Consider the following 23,481-nt stretch of genomic DNA (forward strand, 5'->3'; position numbering starts at 1 on the left):
CCCATCGGCTCGGCCCATCGGCTCGGCTCGCCGTCTCATCGGCTCGTCGGCTCATCGCTCGAACTCGTCGAGGAGGTCGCCCAGCAGGTCCTCCTCCTCGGCGTCGCCGTGGACGGCCCGGGCGATCAGCTCGCGCAGGGGGCGTTCGGTGAGGAACAGCTCGATGGGGACCTCCAGGGCGAAGCGGTCGCGTAGCTCGCTGACCAGGAAGACGGCCGTCAGGGAGTCGCCGCCGGCCGCGAAGTACGTGCGGTCGAGGTCGTGGTCGCCTTCCAGGGCCAGGGTGGTGCGGAACAGCTCGATCACGGCCGTCTCCGTGCCGGCGTCCTGGCGGGGCCGCTCTTCCGGGGACTGTGCCGGGCGCAGGGTGAGGGCGCCGTGGTGGGGGCCGGCGAAGGGGTACGTGGGCAGGTGGGTGCGGTGGCCGCCGGTGTCGGGCCAGGTCACCTCCTGCCCTGCCATCCACGCTGCCGCGACGGCATCGGCCCCCGTGTCCGCCACCTGTCCCGCTTGGCCCGTGTCGAGTGGCCGGCCCGTTTCGAGGGCGGTGGCGAGGGCGTCCAGGGCGGTGGCGGCGTTCTCGTGGGTGGTGGCGGTCACGTAGGCGCGGGCGTCCAAAGCGGCGCGGCCATGCGCGAGCGTGTGGACCACGTCGGCCAGCGGAGGCGCGCCCGGCGCCCGCAGCGCGGCGGCCAGGCGGCGGGCGGCGGCGGCGAGCTGCGGCCTCGTCCGCGCCGACAGCGGCAGCACCAAAGACGGCACTGCCCCGGACGGCACCGCCCCGGACGGCACCGCCCCGGACGGCAGCGCCCCGGACGGCAGCGCCCGGACGGCAGCGCCTCGCCTGCATCAGCCGGGCCGGTGGCGGGGGGCTCGGGGGGCTCCTCCAGCACCACGTGGACGTTCGTGCCGCCGATGCCCAGCGACGACACCCCCGCCAGCCGCGGCCCTCCCGACGGCGGGCGTTCCCACGGCTCGACCCGGGTGAGCAGGCGGAACGGGGTGTCGTCGAGGGCGAGGTCCGGGTGCGGGCGGGTGACGTTCACGGTGGGGACCATCGTGCGGTGCCGCAGCATCAGCGCCGCCTTGATCAGCCCGGCCACGCCGGCGGCCGCGTTCAGGTGCCCGAGGTTGGACTTGACCGACCCGATCGCGCACCCCCGCGCCCCCTGGAAGGCTTCCGTCGCGGCCGTGACCTCGATGCGGTCGCCGAGGTCCGTGCCCGTGCCGTGGGCTTCGAGGAACTGGGCGTCCGCCGGGTCCAGGCCGGCCGCCGCCCACGCCTCGGTGATGGTCGAGGCCTGCCCGGCGACCCCGGGTGCGGTGAACCCCACCCGGCCCGAGCCGTCGTTGCCCGCCGCCGTGCCCCGGATGACGGCGTGGATCGCGTCCCCGTCCGCCAGGGCGTCCTCCAGCCGCCGGAGCACCACCAGCCCGACCCCGTCGCCGCCGACCGTGCCCGCGGCCTTCTCGTCGAACGGACGGCACCGCCCGTCGGGGGAGGAGATGCCGCCGGGCTCGTACACGTAGCCGCGCGGGTACGGCGAGTCGATGGACACCCCGCCCGCCAGCGCCAGGTCGCACTCCCCGCTCAGGAGCGCCTGCACCGCCACATGCACCGTGGCCAGCGAGGTCGAGCAGCCCGTCTGCACGGTCATGCTGGGCCCGGTCAGCCCCAGCCGGTACGACAGCCAGCCCGCCATGAACTCCCGGTCGGTGAACACCCGCACGTGCATCGGCCCCAGCCGGGCCCGCAGCCGGCCGTCCACCTGGGCGGCGACGGCGTGCTCGCTCGGCCCGCCGCCCACGTACACGCCGGTGCGCAGCAGGGTGCGGCGCGGGTCGTGCCCGGCGTCCTCCAGCGCCGCCCACGCCGTCTCCAGGAGCTGCCGGTGCTGCGGGTCCAGCGCCGCCGCCTCGGTGGCGTTGAAGCCGAACAGCTCGTGCTCGAACCGGTCCGCCTCCGCCAGGAACCCCTTCGACGCCACGTACCCGGGCCCGCGCAGCTCGGCCGGGTCCACCCCGGCCGCCAGCAGCTCGTCCTCGGTGAAGTCCGCGATCGAGCAGACGCCGTCGAGGAGGTTGCGCCAGAGCTCGTCCAGGTCGCGCGCCCCGGGGAAACGGCCGCTCATCCCTACGATCGCCACCGCCGGTACATCGCTCATCACTTCTCGCCTCTCTGCGTGCTCCTGCGGGCGGCCAGCCGTTCGCGCCTGCCCTGCCCCCGCCGCCTGGACTCGCTCAGCTCTCCGCCCGTGCTCCCGTTCGCGCCGGTGCCGTCCAGGCGGGCGGCCAGCGCCGCGACCGTGGGGTGCCGGAACAGGTCCACCAGCTTCAGCCCGCCGTCCTCGCCGCGCTCGCGCAGTGCCGCGAGGACGGCGAGCAGCCGGATCGAGTTGCCGCCCAGGTCGAAGAAGTTGTCGTGCAGGCCCACCTGGGTGAGGTCGAGCGCCGCCGCCCACACCTCGGCGATCCGCCGCTCGGTGGCGGTGACCGGGGCGACGTACGGGCTGTCCAGGTCGGGACGGGTGAGCGGCGGCTCCGGCAGCCGCCCCCTGTCGAGCTTGCCGGACGTGCTGACCGGCAGCTCCGGTACGAACACGACCGCGTCCGGCACCATGTAACCGGGCAGCCGCGCCCCCAGCCAGGCCCGCACCTCGGCCACGGTGGGCACCCGCCCGCCGGCAGCCTCCCCGCCGGGCTCGCCGCCCTGCACCTGGGCGGGCACCGCGTACGCGGCCAGGCGGTCCCCGCGCACGGCCGCCGCCGCCACCGCCACGCCCGGGTGCGCCGCCAGGACGGTCTCGATCTCGCCCAGCTCGACGCGGAAGCCGCGCAGCTTGACCTGCGTGTCCACCCGCCCCAGGTACGACAGCACCCCGTCGGCGTCGTATCGGCCCAGGTCGCCGGTCCGGTACATGCGCTCGCCCGGCGGCCCGAACGGGTCGGCCACGAACCGCTCGGCGGTCAGCCCCGGCCGGTTGGCGTACCCGCGGGCCAGGCTCGCCCCCGCCACGTAGATTTCGCCCGTCACGCCGACCGGCACCGGCCGCAGCCGCTCGTCCAGCACGTACGCGCGCGTGTTCGGCACCGGCCGGCCGATCACCACAGGACGTCCCCGGGCCAGGTCGGCCGTGGTGGAGTACACGGTGTTCTCGCTCGGCCCGTAGGCGTCCACGACCCGCCGCCGCGGCGTCGCCCAGCGCTCCACCAGCTCGGGCGGGCACGCCTCCCCGCCGATGGCCAGCGTGCGCAGGTCGGGCAGCGCGTCCGGCGGGCACGGCAGCGACATGGCGGCCGACGGCGGCAGGAACGCGTAGGTGATGCGGGAGTCGCGCAGGCGGGCGTACAGGTCCTCGCCGAGCCGCTCGTCCTCGGCCGCCACGTGCAGCTCCGCCCCGGCCACGAACGCGAAGAACAGGTCGGACACGGCCACGTCGAACCCGAACGACACGTACTGCAGCACCCGGTCCTCGCCCGTGACGGGGAAGCGGGCGCGGACGGCGGTGGCGAGGTTCAGCAGCGCGCGGTGCTCGACCGCGACGCCCTTGGGGCGGCCGGTGGAGCCGGAGGTGTAGAGGACGTACGCCGTGTTCGCCGGGGCGGGGCGGGCGTCGAGCACGGGGCCGATGGACGGGATCGGCCCGCCGGCGGCCACCGGCACCCCGAGGTCCTTCGGCCCGTCGGCGATCAGCAGCCGCACCCCGGCGTCCTCGACCATGAACCGCAGCCTGGCCTCCGGATGGCCGGGGTCCAGCGGGACGTACGCGCCGCCCGCCCGCAGCACCGCCAGCGCGGCCACCACCATCTCGACGCCTCTGGCCAGGCAGAGCCCCACGGGCACCTCGGGGCCGACACCCGCCGCGCGCAGCCGCGCGGCCAGCTCGTCGGCGCGTTCCAGCAGCTCCCGGTAGGTGAGCCGGACCGCGCCGCACACCAGCGCGGTCGCGTCCGGCCGCTCGGCGGCGCGGCCGGCCACCAGGTCGGGGACCAGCTCGGCGGGGGTGGGAGCGGCAGTGCGGTTCCCGTCATGGAGTACGCGGCGGCGCTCGGCGGCCGGGAGGAGGTCGTGGGCGGTCACGGGCAGGTCAGGGCGGTCGAGCAGGGCGTTCAGCAGGGTCTCGAAGGCGCGCGCCCAATGGCGGACCGTGGCCGCCTCGAACAGGTCCGCCCGGTGCACGAAGTGGGCGGCCAGGCCGTCGCCGTCCCGCTGCACGTTCAGGAGCAGGTCGAACTTGGCGTCGTCGAGCAGCAGCTCCATCCGCTCGGTGACGGCGCCCGGCAGGTCGAGCCGGAGCTGCGTGTCGTCGTCGTAGGCCAGCATCACCTGTACGAGCGGGTCGTGGCTGAGCTCCCTGCCCGGGGCCAGCGCCTCGACCACCGCCTCGAACGGGGCCTCCTGGTGCGGGTGCGACTCCAGGAGGCGGTCCCGCACCCGGGTCACGAGGTCCAGGAACGACGGCTCGCCCGCCACGTCCGCCCGTACCGCCAGCGTGTTGGCCAGCAGGCCGATCATGCCCTGGACGTCCGGATGGTCGCGGCCCGCGACCGGCACGCCCACCACGAAGTCCCGCTGCCCCGTGATCCTGGCCAGGAAGGCGGCGAACGCGGCGAACACGGCGGTGAACGGGGTCGCGTTCCGCTCGGCGGCGACCTTCGCCAGGCGGTGCCGGAGGTCCGGCGGCAGGTCGAGCCGGTGCACGCCGCCCGCCGTGGACTGCACGGCCGGGCGGGGCCGGTCCGTGGGGAGCGCCAGCGTCCTGGGGGCGTCGGCGAGCGCGTCCGCCCAGTACGCGACGGATCCGTCCAGGGCGTGCGCGTCGAGCCGGGATCGCTGCCAGGCGGCGTAGTCGGCGTACTGAAGGGCGGGCGGCTCGGGCAGGACACCATCGGAGCGGTAAGCGTCGGCGAGATCCTGGAGGAGCAGGCGCAGTGACCAGCCGTCGCACACCAGGTGGTGCGCCGTGAGCAGCACGCGATGACTGCCGTCGTCGAGCGCGTACACGACGCACCGCAGCAACGGCCCCGTCTCCACGTCGAACGGCGCCGCCGCCTCCGCCCGCAGCACCTCCTCCGCGGCGGACACGGGAACGCCCCGCTCCACCCGCACCGCCGCCCTCGCCTCCGCCGCCACGACCTGCACGTACGCGCCGTCGGCCGGACGGAACACGGTGCGCAGCGACTCGTGCCGCGCCACCACCGCGTCCAGGGCGGCACGGAAGGCGGCGACGTCGAAGGGGCCGCGCACGGCGAAGGCCACGGGCACGTTGTACTGGGCGGTGCCCGGGTGGAGCTGGTCCAGCACCAGCATCCTGGCCTGCGCCGGCGACACCGGGAACTCGTACTCGACCGGAGCCATCACACACTCCCCAGGATCGGTTCGATGACCCGCGCGATCTCGGCCGCCGGGCCGGGCCGCAACAGGTCGCTGTGGCCGCAGTCGAGGTCGTGCACCCGCACGCGGGCGGGCGCCCACCGCGCCGCCTTGACCGGGGACGCCAGGCCGCCCGGCTGGGCCGTCGCCGCGAACAGCAGCACCGTCCCGTCGAACGGCGGCGGCCGATAGGTGACGGCCAGCCGCAGGTGCCCGGCCACCGCGTCCGCGACGGCCGACAGCCGGTCGTCGTCCAGCCCCGACAGCGGCCCCTCGCTCCCGCGCACCGCCGCGAACACCCGCGCCCGCTCCAACGGCCCCGGCTGCGCATACGGGTGCAGGGTGCGCGTGCGCAGCAGGATCGTCAGCGCCTCCTGCTCGGCGTCCGCCGGGTCCGCGCGCGTGCCCGGCGGCCACGGCACCGCGTCCAGCGACGCCACCAGCCCGACCGCCTGCCCGTCCGCGCGCAGGCGGGCGGCCATCTCGTACGCGAGCAGCCCGCCGAAGGAGTGCCCCAGCAGCAGGTACGGCCCCTCAGGACGGACCGCCCGCACCCGTCGCAGGTAGTCCTCCGCCAGCTCCCGCATGCTGCCCGGCGGCACGTAACCGGGGTCCTGGAGCACCGGCGACTGGAGCGCGTACACGGGACGGCCCGGCGCGAGATGCGGGAGGAGCGCCGTGTAGGACCAGCCGATGCCCCGCCCCGGATGCACACAGAACAGCGGCACCCCGCCCTCCCCTTCGCGCAGGGTCAGCAGCGGCGACAGGTCCAGCTCCGGCGCGGCCCGATCGAGCCGCACGGCCAGCGCCGCCGGGGTGGGCGCCTCGAACAGGGCGGCTATGGAGGTGCGCAGGCCCAGCTTGACCTCGATGGCGGCGGTCAGCCGCATCGCCAGCAACGAGTCGCCGCCGGCCTCGAAGAAGTCCGTGTCCGCGCCCACAACCGGCGGGGCCGTCGGCGCAGTCGAGGCCCTGGTCGCAGTCGTGGCCCTTGCCGCAGTCGTGGCCCTTGTGGCTGTCGTGCCGCTCAGCACCTCGGCGAACAGCTCGCACAGCTCCTTCTCGCGCGGCGTCCCCGGCTCGGCGGCCGGCCGGCGGGCCGGCGGCTCGGGGTCGGGCAGGGCCGCGCGGTCCACCTTGCCGTGCGGGTTGAGGGGCAGGCGGTCGAGAAGGACGTACTGGGCGGGCAGCAGGTGCTTCGGCAACCGCCCCGCAACCTGCCCCCGCACCCGCTCCAGCCGCTCACCGCCGCCGCGCAGCACGAGGTACGCGACCAGCCGCCGCCCCGCCGAACCCGCGTGGCCGGGGTCGCCCGGTTCGCCGCCGGTCGCGATGACGACGGCGCGGTCCACGTCCGGGCAGGACTCCAGGGCGGCCTCGACCTCGCCCGGCTCCACGCGGTAACCGCGGATCTTCACCTGGCCGTCCGCCCGCCCCGCGAACTCCAGCACCCCGCCGAACGTCCACCGCGCCAGATCCCCCGTCCGGTACATCCGCTCGCCCGCCGCGAACGGATCCGCCACGAACCGCTCCGCCGTGAGCCCCGGCCGCCCGTGGTAGCCGCGGGCCAGCCCGGTTCCGGCGAGGTACAGCTCGCCGACGGTGCCGATCGGGGCGGGGCGAAGGCGGGCGTCCAGGACGTACGCGCGCATACCGTCCAGCGGCCGACCGATCGGGACGGGACCGGCGCCCGGCTCAGGCCCCACCGGGTGGCTCGTCGCGAACGTGGTCGTCTCCGTGGGCCCGTACCCGTTGACGATCCGCGCCCCGCGCCGCGCCAGCCGCGCCACCGCGTCCGGGGCCAGCACGTCGCCGCCCGCCCAGACCTCCGGGACGCCGGCGAGCGTGCCCGGCGCCAGGTCGGCCAGCGTCCGGAATAGCTCCGCCGTCAGCCACACCGCGTCCGGCCGGGCCTGCTCGATCGTGTCCGCGCGCAGCGGGCCGGGCGGGGCGATGACGACGGTGCCGCCGTTGAGCAGCGGCGTCCACAGCTCGTACGTGGCGGCGTCGAAGGTGTGCGGGCTGTGCAGCAGGACCCGGCGATGCCCGGCGAACCGGTGGTCGAGGGCCAGGTCCAGGATGTTCGCGTGGGTGACGACGACACCCTTGGGCGTGCCGGTGGAGCCGGAGGTGTACATGACGTACGCGGCGGCGTCCGGCCGCACGCCCACCGCCCCGAACCCACCTCCGTCTCCGCGCGACCCGTCCTCGCGCGGCCCGCTCCCGTCTCGTTCCGCCGGCGCAGCCTGGGCGTCGTTCTCGTCCAGCTCGGTCAGGACGACCTGCGCCCCGCTGTCCTCCAGCAGCCACGTCAGCCGGGCCTGCGGTTGCCCGGGGTCGAGCGGCACGTAGCAGCCGCCCGCCTTCAGCACCGCCAGCTCGGCCACCACCAGCTCGGGGGAGCGCTCCATGAGCAGCGCGACCGGCGTCTCCGGGGCCAGGCGCAGCCGTGCGGCCACCCGGTCGGAGCGGGCGTCCAGCTCGGCGTAGGTGAGCGTCCGCCCGCCGTGCTCGACCGCCACCGCGTCCGGCGTCCGCGCCACCTGCACCGCGAACCGCTCCGGCACGGACCCGCCGGCGGCTCGCGACGGCGCAGAGCCGCCGATGGGCCGCCCGGTCGCGAACCCGCCGGTGACGTGCTCCGGCCGGTCGGCCGCCTCACCGGTGGCGCCGCCCCACGACGACAGCAGCCGGTGTTCCTCGGGCGGCACCACGTCGGCGCCGTCCACGTCCTCGGATTCGAGTGCCCGCACGAACCGGGCCAGCACCGCCTCCGCCTCGGCCCGGCTCACCACGTCGGGGCGGTGGCCGAGGCGCAGCCACAGGCGTTCGCCCGCCACCACCGTCAGCGTGAGCGGGTAGTGGGTGGCGTCGTGCACGCCGGTCAGGCGCAGGCCGCCGCCCTCGGAGAGGCCGTCGCGCGGGTAGTTCTCGAAGGCGAGCAGGGTGTCGAACAGCTCGCCGGCGCCGCGCTGCACGTCCGCCAGGCGTACGTGATGGCAGGCGGTGAGGCGCGCCTGCTCGTCCTGGAGCCGCCGCAGGAGGCCGGGCTCGCCGGTCCTGACGCGGACCGGCAGGGTGTTGATGAACAATCCCACCATCGACTCCACGCCCACCACCTCCGGCGGACGTCCCGACACCACCGCCCCGAACACCACGTCGTCGCGCCCGGTCATCCGCGCCAGCACCAGCCCCCAGGCGGCCTGCACCAGAGTGTTCACCGTCACGCCCGCCGCGCGGGCCCGCCGCCGCACGGCCTCGCTCAGTTCCGGGGGCAGCTCGCGCTCCACCGCCTCCTGCCGCGCGCTCGCCGCGCCCGCCCCGGGCCTGACCAGGGTGGGCCCCGGCAGACCGGCGAGGGCCTCCCTCCAGGCGTCCAGTGCCGGCCCGGTGTCCTGGCCGCGCAGCCACGCCAGGTAGTCGCGGAACGGGGGCGCGGGCGGCAGGGCGGGGCCGCCCGCGTACAGGGCGGCCAGCTCGCGGGCCAGGATCGGCATCGACCAGCCGTCCACCAGCAGGTGGTGCATCGTCAGCACCAGCTCGCGCCGCCGCACCAGCGTGGCCCGCACCAGCGGCGGGCGCGTCACGTCGAACGGCCGCAGCAGGTCGGCCTCCAGCATCCGCTCCAGGTCGGCCTCCGTCGGCGGCTCCACCTCCGTCCACGGCACGCGCACCCGATGCGGGACGAGCTGCACCGGCCGGTCGAGACCCTTGTGGCGGAAGCAGGCGCGCAGGTTGGGATGGCGTTCGAGCAGCGACTCCAGCGCCGCCCGCAGCCGCGCCGGATCGGCCTCGCCCTCGACCGCGAACCTGGCCTGCACCACGTACGCGTCGGCGCCGCCTCCGTACAGGGCGTGGAAGAGCAGGCCCTCCTGCGCGGGGGAGAGCGGCAGCACGTCGGCCAGCTTGCCGCTCACCAGCGGCCGTCCAGGTCCGTTTCCAGGTCCGCCTCCAGATCTGACTCCAGGGCTTCGAGCTGGCTCTGGGTCAGCTCGACCAGCGGGAAGTCCGAGCGGGTCGCGCCGCCCGCGCCGCGCTGGGCGGCCAGCTCGGCCAGCGCCGCCTCCCACCGCTCGGCCAGCTCCGCGACGCGCTCATGGGGGACGAGCTCCGCCGCGTAGGACCAGCTCGCTGTCAGGCGGGTGCCGTCCGGGCCGGTCAGGGCCACCGCGTCCAGCTCCACCGCGTACGCCATCGGGAGGTCCGGCATGCCCACCAGCTCGCCCTCGAACCTGCCCAGGTAGTTGAAACGCAGGTCGGGGGAGGGGAGCGCGCTGAGCCTGGCCGCCGTGTCCGGGTTGAGGTAGCGGAGGAGGCCGTGGCCGAGGCCCGCGCCCGGGATGGCGCGTAGGGTCTCCTTGACGCGTTTGAGCGCGTCGGCGGGGGTGCCCGTGACGTCGAGGCTGACGGGGTACTGGGCGGTGAACCAGCCGACCGTGCCGGACAGGTCGACGTCGTCCGTGAACGGCTCGCGTCCGTGCCCCTCGACCTCGACCAGCACCCCCTTCCCGCCGCGCCACCGGGTCACGGCGATGGCCAGCGCCGTGAGCAGCACCTCGTTCGGGCCGCAGCGGAAGGCGGCGGGAAGGTGGGTGATGGCCTGCTCGGTGAGGTCGGGCGGGAGCGTCCTGGTCAGCACGGTACGGGCCCAGCCGCCCGCACGCCGGTCCCGGCGGCCGGGGCTCAGGAGGGGCTCCCCGTCGGCCGCCATGCGCTCCCACAGCGGCAGCTCGCCCGCCACCCGCTCCGGCCGCACCGCCTCGCCGGCCAGGAGGCGGGCCCATCGGGCGAACGACGTCCCGGGGGCCGGGGCGAGATCCCCGAGCGGGGCGGAGTTCCCGGGGAGGAGCGAGGCATCGGGCAGGGCAGCGGCGTTGAGGAGGGCGGCCAGTTCCGGGCCGAGGATGCGCCAGGAGACGGCGTCCACGGCCAGGTGGTGGGCGGTGAGCAGCAGCCGGTCGGGGGCGGTCCAGGTGGCGGCGAGCATGGCGCCGCGCTCGGGCTCAGGCCGCACCGCCTCCGCACCCGCGCGGTCGGGCGGGGCCTCCGCCGCCTCTTGGGCGTGGCCGCATGCGGCCTCCTGCCACGTCCTGCGGAACGGGACCTCGGCGGCCTCCTCCGGAGGCGGCACCTCCAGCTCCCAGTCGTCGTCCGAGTGCCGCAGCAGGCGCATGCGGAGGGCGGCGTGCCGGATCGTCAGGGTGCGCAGGGCCGTCCGGATGTGTTCCTCGTCGCACCCCTCAGGGACGGGCACCACCAGGGATTGGGTGAAGGCGTCCAGCGGGCCGCCGTGCTCGCGCCACCAGTGCATGATCGGCGTGATCGGGAACCGGCCGACCGGCGAGTCCGTGACGGCGCGCCGGGCGACGCGGGCCAGGGCGGCCAGCGCGGCCGGGGTCCTGGCGACGAACACCTCGCGCGGCGTCAGCCCGAGCCCTCGCTCGCGGGCCCGGCTGACGAGCTGGATCGCCGCGACGCTGTCGCCGCCCAGCCGGAAGAAGTCGTCCTCGGCACCCACTTCGGGCAGGCCCAGCAGCTCGGCGAAGAGCCCGCAGAGGGCCGACTCGCGTTCGGTGACCGGCTCGCGCGACGTCCCGGTGAGCGGGCCGGGCGCGGGCAGGGCGGCCCGGTCCAGCTTGCCCCGGGACGTGAGCGGCAACGCCTCCAGCACCACGAACTCGCTCGGCACCATGTGCACGGGCAACGTGGCCATGGCATGCCCCAGCACCTCCCCGACGTCGATCCCGGCCCCGGTGGCTGAGCAGGGGACGAGGTAGGCGATGAGGCGGTCGTCGTGCCAGGTCACCGCTGCCTGCGCGACCGCCCCGTGCGCGGCGAGGGCCGCCTCGATCTCGGCCGGTTCGATGCGGAAGCCGCGTACCTTCACCTGGTCGTCGGCCCGGCCGAGGAACTGGAGCTGCCCGTCGGGACGCCGGTGGACGAGGTCGCCGGTGCGGTACATGCGTTCGCCCGGCGGCCCGTACGGGTCGGCGACGAAGCGTTCGGCGGTGAGGCCGGGGCGGCCGAGGTAGCCGCGCGCCACCCCCGCCCCGGCCACGTACAGCTCGCCGGGCACCCCCACGGGCACCGGGCGCAGGCGGGCGTCCAGGACGTACAGGCGGGTGCCGGTGAGCGGGCGGCCGATCGGGGGGAGGGTGCCGTCCGGGGTGAGGGGGTCGCTGACGCTGGCGGCGACGGTGGTCTCGGTGGGTCCGTACGCGTTCCAGAAGCCCTTGCCCGCCCACGCGGACACCAGCTCCGGCGGGCACACGTCGGCCCCGGAGGACAGGCCGCGCAGGTCGGGGTAGTCGCCGGGCGGCACGGTGGCGAGCACGGCCGGAGGGATCAGCCCGAACGTGACCCGCCGCTCCCGCAGGACGCGCCCCAGCTCGTCCCCGACCAGAGGTCCGGCGGGCGGGACGACGAGCGTGCCGCCGGAGCCGAACGCCAGGCACAGCTCGCCGATCGAGATGTCGAAGGTGGGCGCCCCGAGATGGAGCACGCGGCTGCTCTCGTCCAGCCCGAACGCCGTCACCAGGGAGTGCGCCAGGCAGGCGACGCCCGCGTGGCTCACGACGACGCCCTTGGGGCGGCCGCTGGAGCCGGAGGTGTAGATCACCCACGCGGCACTGCGCGGGTCGATGTCCGGAAAAGTCGTGACATGGCCGGGGCGGGCGTCGGGTGAGCGGTGCTCCGCGTCCGGCCCGGAGGAGGCGTCAGGGGCGAGGCGGCCCACGTTCAGGCCGGGGAGCGTGTCCGGCTCGGCGACCAGCAGGTGCGCTCCCGCGTCCCCGATCAGGTACGCCACCCGCTCCACCGGATCGTCCGGATCGACCGGCAGGTACGCCCCGCCGGCCCGCTGCACCGCCAGGATCGCCACCACCATGGCCACGGACCGCCCCAGACCCAGCGCCACCACCCGCTCGGGCCCCACCCCGCGCTCCACCAGCGCCCCGGCCAGCCGGTCCGCCCGGTCCAGCAGCTCCCGGTAGGTGAGCCGGCCGTCCTCGGACTCCACGGCCACGGCGCCGGGGGTGCGGGCGGCCTGGCGGGAGACCAGCCCGTACAGGGTGGCCGGCGCGGGCACCTCGGGGGAGGCGGTCACAGAGGGGCGGGCACCAGCGGGGCCTCGGAGACGGGCGCGTCCGGGGCGGTCACCAGGGCGGTGAGCAGGGTGGTGAAGCTGTCGGCCCAGGCCCGGACGACGTCCGGCGCGTACACGTCCGTCCGGATCTCCAGGCTCGCCTCGAACCCGTCGTCGCCGTCCCGCACGATCCCGATCAGGTCGTGCTCCCCGCCCGTGTGCACCCGTTCGGGATCGGCGATCTCGCGGAGCCTGGCCACGCTCTCCTGGCGCGGCAGGTGCATGAACACCCACTGGAACAGCGGCGACCGCCCGGCCACCCGCTCCGGGTCGACCGCCCGCACGATGCGGCCCACGGGCACGTCGGCGTGCGCGAGCAGTTGCGGGAAGTCGGCGGTGAAGCGGGCCAGCAGCTCCGCGAACGTCGTGCGCTCGCCGATGCGCCAGCGCACCGGGACGGAGTTCATGACGTAGCCGATGACGCGGTCCAGGCCCTTGGCGGACCGGTTGGCGACGGGCGTGCCGGTGATCAGGTCGGGCTCGCCGGTGAGCCGGTGCGCGAAGGCCGCGAACGCCGTCATCAGCACCCCGTACACGGTGGCCCCGCGCTCCCTGGCCAGCGCGCGCACGGCGGCCTCGACGCGGGCGTCGATGCGGAAGGCGACCTGCTCGACGCCGAAGCCCCGGCCGGGGACGGCGGGGCCGACGGCGAGGGGTCTGGGCGGGTTCGCGAGGTAGTCGCGCCACCAGGCGAGCTGGGCGTCGAACACCCCGGCCGCCTCCAGCTCCCGCTGCCAGCAGGCGAAGTCGGCGTACTGGACGGAGGGCCTGCGCAGGCGCGGCGGCACCCGGTCGCGGACGTCGCGGTAGGCCTCGGTCAGCTCGCGGTGCAGCACGTCGAACGACCACCAGTCGGTCGCGATGTGGTGCAGCGCCAGGACCAGCGTGGCGCGCGTGTCGTCCACGGTGATGAACTGGCCCCTGATCAGCGGCCCGCCGTTCAGCTCGAACGTGCGGCGGCTGAAGGCGTGCAGCGCCTCGCGCAGGCCGACGCCGGTGCCGCGCAGGTCGAGCCGTTCCAGCTTGAACGGCTCCGCCGGCGCGCACTCCACCCGCAGGTCGCCCACCTCGCCCGCGATCCGCATGCGCAGGCTGTCGTGGTGCCCCTGCACGATCGTCAGCGCGGCCTCCAGGTCGGCCGGGTCCACGGGGGTGTCGAAGTGGTAGGAGCAGCACAGGTTGAGCGCGGCGGTGTCCGGATAGAGCGACTCGTACACCCACAGGTCCTCCTGCGCCGGGCTGAGCCGCACCGGGCCGGACGGGTCGCGCGGCGGCACGATGTCGGGGACCGCCTCCAGCCGGCCCGCCTCGACCAGGCGGCGCAGCAGCTCCACCCGGCGCTCGGGGCTCAGCGCGGCGAACCGGTCGGCGGTGCTCATGCCATCCTCCCCGCCTCAGCGAGATCGGCCAGCCGGCGCAGGCTCGCCAGGACGTCGTCCCTGCCGAGCCCGAAGTCCACGAAGCAGGCCACCTCGTCGCAGCCCAGCTCGGCCAGGTCCGCCAGGCTCTTGCGGCACGTCTCCGGCGAGCCGATGAGGCTGCCCCAGGACAGGTAGCGCCGGAAGGCGAACTCGGTGAGCGTGCCGAGCTGCTCCTCGCTCAGCGCGGCGGCGCGGGCTCCCTTGTTCGCGGCGGTCTGCGCGACATATGACCTCAGGTACGCCTTCAGCGGCCCGCCCGCCTGCTCCCTGGCCTCCTCGTCGGTGGCGGCCACGTAGGTGTGCGCCATGAGCGTGACCGTGCCCGTGGGCGGGGCGCCGGGCTGCTCGGGGGCGGTGGCGTAGGCGTCGCGGTAGAGGTGGATCCTGGCGGCCAGCTCGTCGCGGGTCTGGCCGATGGTGGCGCCGAGGATGTTCGTCCGCATGCGGCCGGCCGCCTCCCACGTGCTCGGGCTGCCGGAGGTGGTGGTCCACAGCGGCAGGGCGCCCGAGTACGGCCTCGGCTGCGTGGTCACCGCCACCTGCTCGCCGGTGCCGTCGGTGAACTCCGCGGCCTCGCCCGCCCACAGCCGCCGCAGCAACGCGAGGTCGCGGAACGCGCGTTCCCTGCGGTCCTCGTACGCGGCGGGGGCGAGCACGAAGTCCCTGGAGTGCCAGCCCGTCGCCACCGAGACGCCGATCCGGCCGCGTGACAGGTTGTCCACCACCGCCCAGTCCTCGGCGACCCGCAGCGGGTGGTGCAGCGGGAGCACGAGGCTGCCCGCGCGCAGGTGGATGCGCTCGGTGACGGTGGCGAGGGCGGCGCTGAGCAGGGACGGGTTCGGGAAGACCTGGCCCACCTGCTGGAAGTGACGCTCGGGGGTCCAGACGGCCTTGAAGCCGAGCTGGTCGGCGGCCCGGGTGATGGCCAGGATGTCGTCATATTTCGTGGCGTGTCCGGTGGTGCCGGCGTCGTCGGCGCCGAAGAACATCACGCTGAGATCCATGGACGTGCTCCTCACCGGGGGCGGGTGCGCGGGGTTCTGGGCAGGCGGGCGATCCCGGCCCCGCCCGGCCCAGTGGTCGGTGCTGTGGCCTGTGCTGTGGTCGGCCCGGTGGGCGGTGTCGTGGCCTCTGCTGAGGGAGGTGTCGTGGCCTGTGCGGCCAGGTCGGCGGCCAGGGTGGCGACGGTGGGGGAATTGAAGAGGTGGGTGGCGGTGGCGGGCAGGCCCTGAGCGGCCAGGCGGGCCGCGACCCTCACGGCGCTCAGCGAGTTCCCGCCCAGCGCGAAGAAGCCGTCGTCCCTGCCCACGCGCGGCACGCCCAGCACCTCGGCCCAGACGGCGGCGATCCGCCGCTCCAGCTCGGCGTCCGAGGCGCCGGCAGGGGCAGCACTTACAACCGGGGTGGTCCCCACTTGGGGCGCGGTGACGCTGGACGCAGGGGTGGGTTCGGGTAATGGGGGAGTCTCAAGGCGCGTGACCGGGGTGTCGGGGGCGGTCGCCATGACGTCCAGGACCTGGAGCAGGGCGTCGGCCAGCCACTCCATCACCGCCCGGTCGAAGGCGTCCGTGCGGTACTCCAGCGTCACCGCGATCCCGGCCGGCGCCCCGCCGGGCAGGTAGTCGTCGGTCACGTCCACCAGCAGCTCGAACCGGGCCGCGCCCGTCCTGACGACCTCCACCCGCGACTCCACCCCGGGCAGCGACAGCTCGGCCCGCAGGTTGTTCTGCAGGGCCAGCACCACGTCCACGAGCGGGTGCCGGCCCGGGTGGCGGGCCGGGTTCAGCTCGTGCACGACCCGCTCGAACGGCACCTCCTGGTGCGCGAACGCCTCCAGGTCCGCCTCCCGCACCCGCGACACCAGCTCGCCGGCGGTCGGGTCGCCCGACAGGTCGGTACGGAGCACGAGCAGGTTCACGAAGAACCCCACGAGATCGTCCACCGAGCCGCCCGACCGACCAGCGACCGGCGCCCCGACGGCCACGTCGTCGCCCGCGCCCGCCCGGCGCAGCACGACGGCGAGCGCGGCGTGCAGGACCATGAACAGCGTGGCTCCGCGCCGCCGCCCCAGCTCCACGAGCCGCCCGTGCAGCCCGGCATCGACCTGCCGCACCACGGTGTCCGCCGCCGCCCACGCGGGCCGGCCGGGCACGTCCCCCGCTGCGGCAGGCCGGTCGGGTGCGTCTCCCGCCGCGGCGGGCCGGCCGGCGGCGTCCCCTGCCCGGACGGGCCGATCGGCCGCGTCCACCGCCCGCGTGGGCGATGACGGGCGGCGTGGCAGGGGTGGCCGGTCGGGGAGGCCCTTCAGGGTTTTGCGCCAGTACGCTAGCTCCGCCTCGCCGACGGCGTCCACCCGTTCCCGGTGCCGTACGGCGTACTCGGCGTAGCGGACGGGCAGGGCCGGCCAGGCGGCGGGCAGGCCGTCCAGGCGCGCCCGGTAGGCCAGGGACAGGTCGCGCATGAGGGGCGGCAGCGACCATCCGTCGACGGCGATGTGGTGCATGACCAGCAGCAGCGCGTGCTCGTCCGGCCCCGTCGTGAACAGCACCGCGTGGATGGGCAGCTCCGCCCCCAGGTCGAACCGGTGCCGGGCCGCCTGGGCGATCCGCTCGTCCAGCTCGGCGGCCGGCACCTCGGTGACGGTGAACCCCGGGGTGGCGGCGGGCAGCACCCGCTGTGCGGGCTCCCCGTCGTGCACGGTGAAGACCGTCCGCAGCGGCTCGTGCCGGGCCACCACGTCCTCCAGGGCTCCGCGCAGCGCGGGCACGTCCACGGGGCCGTGCAGGCGGACGAGCATGGGCATGTTGTAGGCGACGCCCGCGTCCACCTGGTCGAGGAACCACAACCGGCGCTGCGCCGCCGACAGCGGGGCAGCCGCGGCGGGGGCGGGTGGAGGCGGCTGGGCGGCGGCCCGCGCGATAGGTGCCTGCTGGGCGGATGGCGGGGAGGGGGCGGCGGTTTCGGGGGCGGATGAAGGGGCGATGTGGGTGGCGATGTGGGTGGCGATGGCGGCGACCGTGGGCGTCTCGAAGAGCGTCCGGACGCCCACCTCCGCCCCCAGCTCCCCATGGATGCGGCTGAGCAGCCGGGCCACCATCAGCGAGTCCCCGCCGAGCGCGAAGAAGTCGTCGTGCACCTCCACCCGGGGCACCCGCAGCACCTCGGCGAACAGCCCGCACAGGGCCCGCTCCAGCTCCGAGCGCGGCTCGCCCTGCCCGGAAGAGGGCTCGTCCTGCCCGGAAGAGAAGGACGCGGGCGCGGGGAGGGCGGCGCGGTCGAGCTTGCCGGTGCCGGTCAGCGGCAGCGACTCCAGCTCCACGAACGCCGACGGCACCATGAACTCGGGCAGCACCCCGGCGGCGTGCGCCCGCAGCTCCTCCACCCCGCCGGGACCGCCGGGCCGGGGCACCACGTACGCGACGAGCCGCCGGTCGCCCGGCACGTCCTCCCTGGCGACCACGCACGCCCGCGCCACCCGGGGGTGCCGGGCGAGCACGGCCTCGACCTCGGCCGGCTCGATCCTGAACCCGCGGACCTTCACCTGCTCGTCGGCCCGCCCCACGAACTCCAGCGCCCCGCCGGGCCCCCGCCGCACGAGGTCGCCGGTGCGGTACATGCGCTCCCCCGGCGCCCCGTAGGGGTCGGCGACGAAGCGTTCGGCGGTGAGCGCAGGCCGGCCGAGGTAGCCGAGCGCGAGCCCGTCCCCGGCCGCGTACAGCTCGCCGACCTCGCCGTCGGGGACCGGCCGCAGCCGGGCGTCCAGGACGTGCACGCGCTTGCCGCGCAGCGGGGCGCCGATGGGGACGGGCCCGGAGACGGCCGTCACCGGGTGGGTGGTCAGGAAGATCATGCCTTCGACGGGCCCGTACCCGTTGCGCAGGCGCAGCCCGGGGTGGCGGTCGAGGGCGCGGCGGACGTGCCCGGGCGACAGGGCCTCGCCGCCGACGATCAGGTGGCGCAGCCCGGCCAGCGCGCCGGGGCACTCGTCCACGATCACGTTGAACAGGCTCGCCGACAGGTACATGGCGGTGACCCCGTGCTCGGCGATCAGCCGCGCCAGCACGAGCGGGTCGGGGCGCGGCCCGGGGTAGAGCACGCACGTCCCGCCGGACAGCAGCGGCCCCCACAGCTCCAGCGCGAACGCGTCCCACGAGGTGGGCGAGCACTGCAGCCACACCGCGTCGAACGGCGCGTACTCCTGCCCCGTGACGGTGGCGGTGATCGCCCGGTGCGGCGCGGCGACGCCCTTGGGGCGGCCGGTGGAGCCGGAGGTGAACATCACGCACGCGACCCCGTCGTGCCGGGCCGCCCCGGGCAGGCGTTCCAGGCCGGTGGGGGACAGGACGGCGGCGGCGCCGGCGTCGGCGACCATGCCGCGCAGCCGTTCCTCCGGGAAGGCCGGGTCGAGCACCAGGTAGCCGGCGCCGGCCTTGAGCACGGCCAGCAGCGCGACCACCAGCTCGACGCCGCGCTCCATGCGCACCCCGACCAGCCGGCCGGCGACGTCGCCGAGCCCGGCCGCCCGCTCGCGGGCGCGCGCGTCCAGCTCGGCGTAGGTGAGCCGCTCGGCGCCGCAGATCAGCGCCGTCGTGCCGGGAGTGCGGGCCGCCTGCGCGGCGAAGACCTCATGGACGAGCCCAGGTACGTTGACGTCCACGGTCACGCCCGGGTGAGGCTCGCCGGGCGCAGGTCCGTCCAGTGTGTCTCGATGTGGGCCAGGCACGTGGCGCGCGGGCTCGCCTCCAGCGCCACCCGCCAGCCGGCGGGCACGTCGAGGTGCGCGGGCCAGAGGGAGTGCTGGTTCTCGTCGTTCACGAGCACCAGGTAGGTGCCGTTCTCGTCCTCGAAGGGGTTGGTCGTCATGTCAGCCTCCCGCGGGTTGCTTCTCGAGGTCGGGGGTCAGCACGTCGATGTCGCGTACGGCGCGGCGGGCCAGCCCCCACAGGGCGGCGGCGGCGCCGAGCAGGCCGGCGACGAGCAGCATGGCGGCCATGCCGCTGCCGGGCCCGGTGCCCACCAGGGGCCGCAGCAGGCCCGCCAGGCCGGTGCCGGCCGCGGCCTGGGGCTCGAAGACGTGGTCGGCGAGCGGCCCGGAGAAGGCCATCGCGACTGGGGAGGAGATCTGGGAGACGAACATGACGGCTCCGAACACCCGGCCCTGCCGCTCCTCCGGCACCTTGGTCTGGATGATCGACTGCATGGAGCCGTTCACGATCGGCATGATGAGCGCGCCGACGAGGATGGCCGCGGTCCAGGCGACGACGCCGTGCACCATGGCCATGACGATCTGGGCGCTGACGCACATGCCGACGACGCCGAGCATCATGCCGCGCACCCGGTTCTTCGGCCCGCCCCAGGCCGCGAGCAGCAGGCCGCCGGTGATGCCGCCGACGCCGATGCCGGCGTTCACGCTGGCCAGGACGGACACCTCGCTGCCGGTCCTGGCCAGGATCATGGGCTGCACCACGGCGAACCCGAACACCATCACCAGGTTGACCGTGAAGAACACGAGGATGAGGCCGCGCAGGCTGGGCTGGGCGAACAGGTAGCGCAGCCCCTCCAGGGAGTCGGCGCCGAGCCGCTTGCGGGCGCCCGCCTCGCCGGGCTCGTCGCCGCGCAGGCGCACCAGCCGTACGGTCAGCAGCGCGACGGCGAAGCTGACCAGGTCGATCCAGAGCACCGCGCCGAGCCCGCCGGTCACCACGAGCAGCCCGGCCAGCGCGGGCCCGCCGACGTCGGCCACGCTCTTGGCGGTGGCCAGCAGCCCGTTGGCCCGCTGCAGCTGGTCCTTGCCGACGAGCATCGGCACCGCCGACGACAGGGCGGGGAACTGGAAGGCGGCGGCGGCGCCGAGCAGCGCGACCGTCAGGTAGACCTGCCACAGGTGCAGGTCGCCGAGGAAGTACACGGCCGTCATGGCGGCCACCGCCACGAGCCCGCCCGCGTCGGCGAGCTGCAGCGCGGTGCGCTTGCGGCAGCGGTCCACGATCGCGCCCGCCGTGGGGCTGAGCAGCATCTGGGGGAGCAGCGCGCACAGGGAGAGCGCCACCACCTGCGTGGCCTGGTGGTCGACCGTCCACGCCTGAATGACCAGGGAAAAGCGGAGAACGGAATTTCCGATCAGGGTGACGACCTGGCCGCACCAGACGAGGCCGAATTTCCCCATCCCGGTGAAGCGTCGAAATAAACGTGCATGCAGGGACGACAGCGTTCCGCCCATAAGGCCCCCGGGGTCTTTCCGGTGGTGCAAGGCGTCCCCCCGTGTACGGGCGCCTCCTGGGTACCTTCACACACGTTTTCGAGTGCGGGCAATAAGCCCGTCGTATTCCCGTAATTACTGGCGGTCAAAAATCCAGGTCAAGCCAGCCGGAGTGCTTCCGCCGCGACCGCGGCGCGCAATTCCCGGATGCCGGGGCGGCCCCGTACGGGGTGCACGGCGTTCGTCAGCAGCACCACCGTCAGGCGGCGGGCCGGGTCGATGACCAGGGAGGTTCCGGTGAAGCCCGAGTGGCCGTACGCGCCGTCCAGCGGGCCGGTGATGCCGGGGTCGCCGATGCGCACGCCCAGCCCGTGCCGGAAGGGGGCGTCGCGGACGCCCTGGTCGCGGGTCATCTCGGCGACGCTTCCCGGGCTCAGCACGGGGCCGCCGCCTTGCTGCAGCGTCTCGCCGAAGGCCAGCAGGTCCGCGGCGGGCGCGAACACGCCGGCGTGCCCCGCCACGCCGCCCAGCGCGTACGCGGTCTCGTCGTGCACCACGCCGCGCACGCAGCCCGGCCCCGGGCGCCCGGCCTTGCACTCGGTGGCGGCGATCCCGTCGGGGCGGTCGGGCCGGTAGCCGGTGCCGGTCAGCCCGAGCACGCCGGTGATCCGGGCGCGGACCAGCGCGTCCAGCGGCGCGCCGCCGGCCAGCTCGGCCAGCCGGCCCGCCATCACCATGCCGACGTCGCTGTAGAGGTACGGCCCGCCGACCGGGTGGAGGATCGGCGTGCGCACCATGGCGGCCATCCGCGCCCCCGCGTCCGCGCCGGGCAGCTCCCGGTCGATGCGGCGGGTCGGGGGCAGGCCGGCCGTGTGGGTGAGCAGGCGGCGCGGCGTGATCCGCGGGTCGGCCTCGGGGAGCAGGGCGGTCGCCGGCTCGTCGAGGCCCAGGCGGCCCTCCTCGGCCAGCGAGAGGAGCACGACCGTGGTGAAGAGCTTGCTGATCGAGGCCAGGTCGAAGATCGAGGCGAGGCTCGCGGGGGGCCGCTCCGTCGCCAGGCTCCCGCCGGCGTCGGCGTACCGGACGAGCTCCCCGGTGGCGGCCGAGGCCGCCACGGAGCCGTCCACGGCGATCATCGCGACCGCGGCCGCGCACACCCGCGGCACCGCGTCCGCGAGGATCGCCTCCAGCCGGTCGCTCATCGGCCCTCACCGCGCCCGCCGCGCCCGCCGCTTCCCGCCGATCGCTCATCCCCGTCCCTCGGAGTGCTCAGCCGCTGAGCGCGTCGCTGAGGCGTTCGCCGTGCGACTCCAGGAGCGCGCGGGCGCCGTCGGCGTCGAGGCCGTGCTGGATCATCAGCACCGCGACCTTCGCCTGCCCCCCGGCCGCGTCCAGCGCCGCGCCCGCCGTCTCCCGGTCCGCGCCGGTGATGTCGGCGACCATGCGCATGGCCCGCCCGGCGAGCTTGCTGTTCATGGCCGACATCTCGATCATCTTGTTCCCGTACGTGCGGCCCAGCTTGACCATCGAGATCGTGGAGATCATGTTCAGGACGAGCTTCTGCGCGGTGCCGGCCTTCAGCCGGGTGGAGCCGGTCACCACCTCGGGCCCGACGACGACCTCGATGCCGTGGTCGGCGGCGGCCGAGAGCGGCGCGTCGTCATTGCAGGACAGGCCGACGGTGAGCGCGCCGCGGCTCCTGGCCTCCGCCAGCGCGCCCAGCACGAAAGGGGCCCGCCCGCTGGCGGACACGCCCACCACCGAGTCGAGCGGTCCCACCTCCAGGTCCCCGATCGCGGCGGCGCCGGCTTCGGCGTCGTCCTCGGCGCCCTCGACGGAGCGGGTCAGCGCGTCGGGGCCGCCCGCGATGATGCCCTGCACCAGCGACGGGTCGGTGCCGAACGTGGGCGGGCACTCGCTGGCGTCGAGCACGGCGAGCCGTCCGGAGGTGCCGGCGCCCACGTAGACGAGCCGGCCGCCTTGGCCCATCCTCTCGGCGATCGCGTCGATGGCGGCCGAGATCGCCGGGATGGCCACCGCGACGGCGGCGGGCACGGCGGCGTCGGCCTGGTTCATCAGGCGGGCGATCCGCTCGGTCGGCAGCCGGTCGATCTGGCTGTAGCGGGGGTCGCTCTGCTCGGTGGACAGCTCGGGCAGCGGATCAATCATGTCGCTAATTTCCACCCTCTACTTCTCTCTTGTAAATATCTTTCAGACAATGGGTTGCATGCCGCACGTACGAACCGGAGCAGAACGCCTGGCCGCCGACCCCTCCCTCGCGGGAGGCGGCCGGCTCGGGCTGATCACCAACCCCACCGGAGTCCTGCCCGATCTCACCCCCACGGCCGACGCCCTGCCGGCCGCCGGGGTGAAGCTGACCGCGTTGTTCGGCCCCGAGCACGGCCTGCGCGGCACCGCGCAGGCGGACGGGGCCGAGGGTGACACCGTGGACGAGCGGACCGGGCTGCCGGTGTTCGACACGTACCGGCTGTCGGGGCGGGAGCTGGACCGGGTGGTGGCCGCCGCCGGCGTGGACACGCTGGTCTTCGACATCGCCGACGTCGGCGCCCGCTTCTACACCTACGTCTGGACGATGTACGACCTGATGGAGTCGGCCGCCCGGCTCGGCCTGCGCTTCGTCGTCCTGGACCGGCCGAACCCCCTCGGCGGGACCGTCGAGGAGGGCCCGCCGCTCGACCCGGCGTACGCGAGCTTCGTGGGCCGCTTCCCGCTGCCCCTGCGGCACGGCAGGACGGCAGGGGAGCTGGCCGGGCTGTTCGGGCTCGACGTGGACCTGACGGTCGTCACCATGGAGGGCTGGCGGCGCGACATGACGTTCGCCGAGACGGGGCTGCCCTGGGTGATGCCGTCGGTCAACATGCCGACGCCCGACACCGCGCTCGTCTACCCGGGCACCGGCCTCATCGAGGGCACGAACTTCTCCGAGGGGCGCGGCACCACCCGGCCGTTCGAGCTGGTCGGGGCGCCGTACGCGGACGCGCGGTTCGCGCCCGCGCTGGCCGCGCTGGGCCTGCCCGGGGTGCGGTTCAGGGAGGTGTGGTTCACGCCGACGTTCCACAAGCACGCCGGCACCCCCGTGCGCGGGGTGCAGCTCCACGTGCACGACCGGGAGGCGTTCAGGCCGGTGCTCACGGGCCTGGCCCTCCTGCACGTGGCCCGCACCCTCTACCCGGACGACCTGCGCTGGCAGGGCCCGGACCTGTTCCTGGACCGCCTGTGGGGGTCCGGCACCCTGTCGCGGTGCCTGGAGGAGGGGGCCGACCCGCGCGAGCTGTGCCCGCCGCCGGGCCGCCCCGAAGGATCGCTGCTCTACCGCTGAGAC

General features: G+C 75.4%; 13 protein-coding genes. 1 reads left to right on the forward strand and 12 read right to left on the reverse strand.

Annotation, left to right across the window (positions count from 1 at the left end; translation table 11 throughout):
• Positions 1–51 precede the first annotated feature (51 nt).
• The 12 genes from KIS93_RS68195 to murQ all read right to left on the reverse strand — a co-directional run bounded on the left by KIS93_RS68195 (position 52) and on the right by murQ (position 22,307).
• On the reverse strand, positions 52–696 hold the full coding sequence (locus tag KIS93_RS68195) for an acyl carrier protein (protein WP_420895898.1): 645 nt from the start codon (positions 694–696) through the stop codon (positions 52–54).
• Positions 597–2,165 (reverse strand): beta-ketoacyl [acyl carrier protein] synthase domain-containing protein, encoded by a 1,569-nt coding sequence (locus KIS93_RS60250; protein ID WP_186405132.1) that lies wholly within the window; start codon positions 2,163–2,165, stop codon positions 597–599. Before KIS93_RS60250 ends, KIS93_RS68195 begins: the two co-directional genes overlap by 100 nt.
• Positions 2,165–5,359: a non-ribosomal peptide synthetase gene (locus KIS93_RS60255; RefSeq protein ID WP_080040831.1), complete on the reverse strand. Its 3,195-nt coding sequence runs from the start codon at positions 5,357–5,359 to the stop codon at positions 2,165–2,167. The genes KIS93_RS60250 and KIS93_RS60255 overlap by 1 nt, the downstream gene beginning before the upstream one ends.
• The gene (locus KIS93_RS60260) at positions 5,359–9,291 is read right to left on the reverse strand and encodes a non-ribosomal peptide synthetase (RefSeq protein ID WP_186405133.1); all 3,933 of its coding nucleotides are present in this window, start codon (positions 9,289–9,291) and stop codon (positions 5,359–5,361) included. The genes KIS93_RS60255 and KIS93_RS60260 overlap by 1 nt, the downstream gene beginning before the upstream one ends.
• On the reverse strand, positions 9,288–12,479 hold the full coding sequence (locus KIS93_RS60265) for a non-ribosomal peptide synthetase (RefSeq protein ID WP_186405134.1): 3,192 nt from the start codon (positions 12,477–12,479) through the stop codon (positions 9,288–9,290). Before KIS93_RS60265 ends, KIS93_RS60260 begins: the two co-directional genes overlap by 4 nt.
• Entirely contained in the window at positions 12,476–13,897 is a 1,422-nt protein-coding gene (locus KIS93_RS60270) for a condensation domain-containing protein (RefSeq protein ID WP_186405135.1), read from the reverse strand. Before KIS93_RS60270 ends, KIS93_RS60265 begins: the two co-directional genes overlap by 4 nt.
• Complete coding sequence (locus KIS93_RS60275; RefSeq protein ID WP_080040826.1) at positions 13,894–14,943, reverse strand: MupA/Atu3671 family FMN-dependent luciferase-like monooxygenase; 1,050 nt, start codon at positions 14,941–14,943, stop codon at positions 13,894–13,896. Before KIS93_RS60275 ends, KIS93_RS60270 begins: the two co-directional genes overlap by 4 nt.
• An 11-nt stretch (positions 14,944–14,954) precedes the next feature.
• Complete coding sequence (locus tag KIS93_RS60280; protein WP_155128094.1) at positions 14,955–18,602, reverse strand: condensation domain-containing protein; 3,648 nt, start codon at positions 18,600–18,602, stop codon at positions 14,955–14,957.
• Positions 18,599–18,802, reverse strand: coding sequence for an MbtH family protein (locus KIS93_RS60285; protein WP_080040824.1), 204 nt, complete (start codon positions 18,800–18,802; stop codon positions 18,599–18,601). The genes KIS93_RS60280 and KIS93_RS60285 overlap by 4 nt, the downstream gene beginning before the upstream one ends.
• Before the next feature lies 1 nt (position 18,803).
• Complete coding sequence (locus KIS93_RS60290) at positions 18,804–20,105, reverse strand: MFS transporter (RefSeq protein ID WP_186405136.1); 1,302 nt, start codon at positions 20,103–20,105, stop codon at positions 18,804–18,806.
• 191 nt (positions 20,106–20,296) lie between these two features.
• Entirely contained in the window at positions 20,297–21,340 is a 1,044-nt protein-coding gene (locus KIS93_RS60295) for a serine hydrolase domain-containing protein (RefSeq protein ID WP_268966997.1), read from the reverse strand.
• Between the two features lie 67 nt (positions 21,341–21,407).
• Positions 21,408–22,307: an N-acetylmuramic acid 6-phosphate etherase gene (gene murQ / locus KIS93_RS60300; RefSeq protein WP_080040822.1), complete on the reverse strand. Its 900-nt coding sequence runs from the start codon at positions 22,305–22,307 to the stop codon at positions 21,408–21,410.
• Between the two features lie 58 nt (positions 22,308–22,365).
• Between murQ and KIS93_RS60305 the strand changes: the two genes are divergently transcribed.
• Positions 22,366–23,478 carry an exo-beta-N-acetylmuramidase NamZ family protein gene (locus tag KIS93_RS60305; protein ID WP_080040821.1) on the forward strand — a complete coding sequence of 371 codons (1,113 nt, stop codon included), beginning with the start codon at positions 22,366–22,368 and terminating at the stop codon, positions 23,476–23,478.
• Positions 23,479–23,481 lie beyond the last annotated feature (3 nt).

Origin of the sequence: [Actinomadura] parvosata subsp. kistnae (genome assembly GCF_900323885.1) — a bacterium.
Lineage (GTDB): Bacteria > Actinomycetota > Actinomycetes > Streptosporangiales > Streptosporangiaceae > Nonomuraea > Nonomuraea composti.

Bases quoted from the DNA above. Each gene is read 5' to 3' on its own strand.
- KIS93_RS60250 (WP_186405132.1), bottom strand. From the start codon at position 2,165: ATGAGCGATGTACCGGCGGTGGCGATCGTAGGGATGAGCGGCCGTTTC.
- KIS93_RS60255 (WP_080040831.1), bottom strand. From the start codon at position 5,359: ATGGCTCCGGTCGAGTACGAGTTCCCGGTGTCGCCGGCGCAGGCCAGG.
- KIS93_RS60270 (WP_186405135.1), bottom strand. From the start codon at position 13,897: ATGAGCACCGCCGACCGGTTCGCCGCGCTGAGCCCCGAGCGCCGGGTG.
- KIS93_RS60275 (WP_080040826.1), bottom strand. From the start codon at position 14,943: ATGGATCTCAGCGTGATGTTCTTCGGCGCCGACGACGCCGGCACCACC.
- KIS93_RS60285 (WP_080040824.1), bottom strand. From the start codon at position 18,802: ATGACGACCAACCCCTTCGAGGACGAGAACGGCACCTACCTGGTGCTC.
- KIS93_RS60290 (WP_186405136.1), bottom strand. From the start codon at position 20,105: ATGGGGAAATTCGGCCTCGTCTGGTGCGGCCAGGTCGTCACCCTGATC.
- KIS93_RS60295 (WP_268966997.1), bottom strand. From the start codon at position 21,340: ATGAGCGACCGGCTGGAGGCGATCCTCGCGGACGCGGTGCCGCGGGTG.
- murQ (WP_080040822.1), bottom strand. From the start codon at position 22,307: ATGATTGATCCGCTGCCCGAGCTGTCCACCGAGCAGAGCGACCCCCGC.
- KIS93_RS60305 (WP_080040821.1), top strand. From the start codon at position 22,366: ATGCCGCACGTACGAACCGGAGCAGAACGCCTGGCCGCCGACCCCTCC.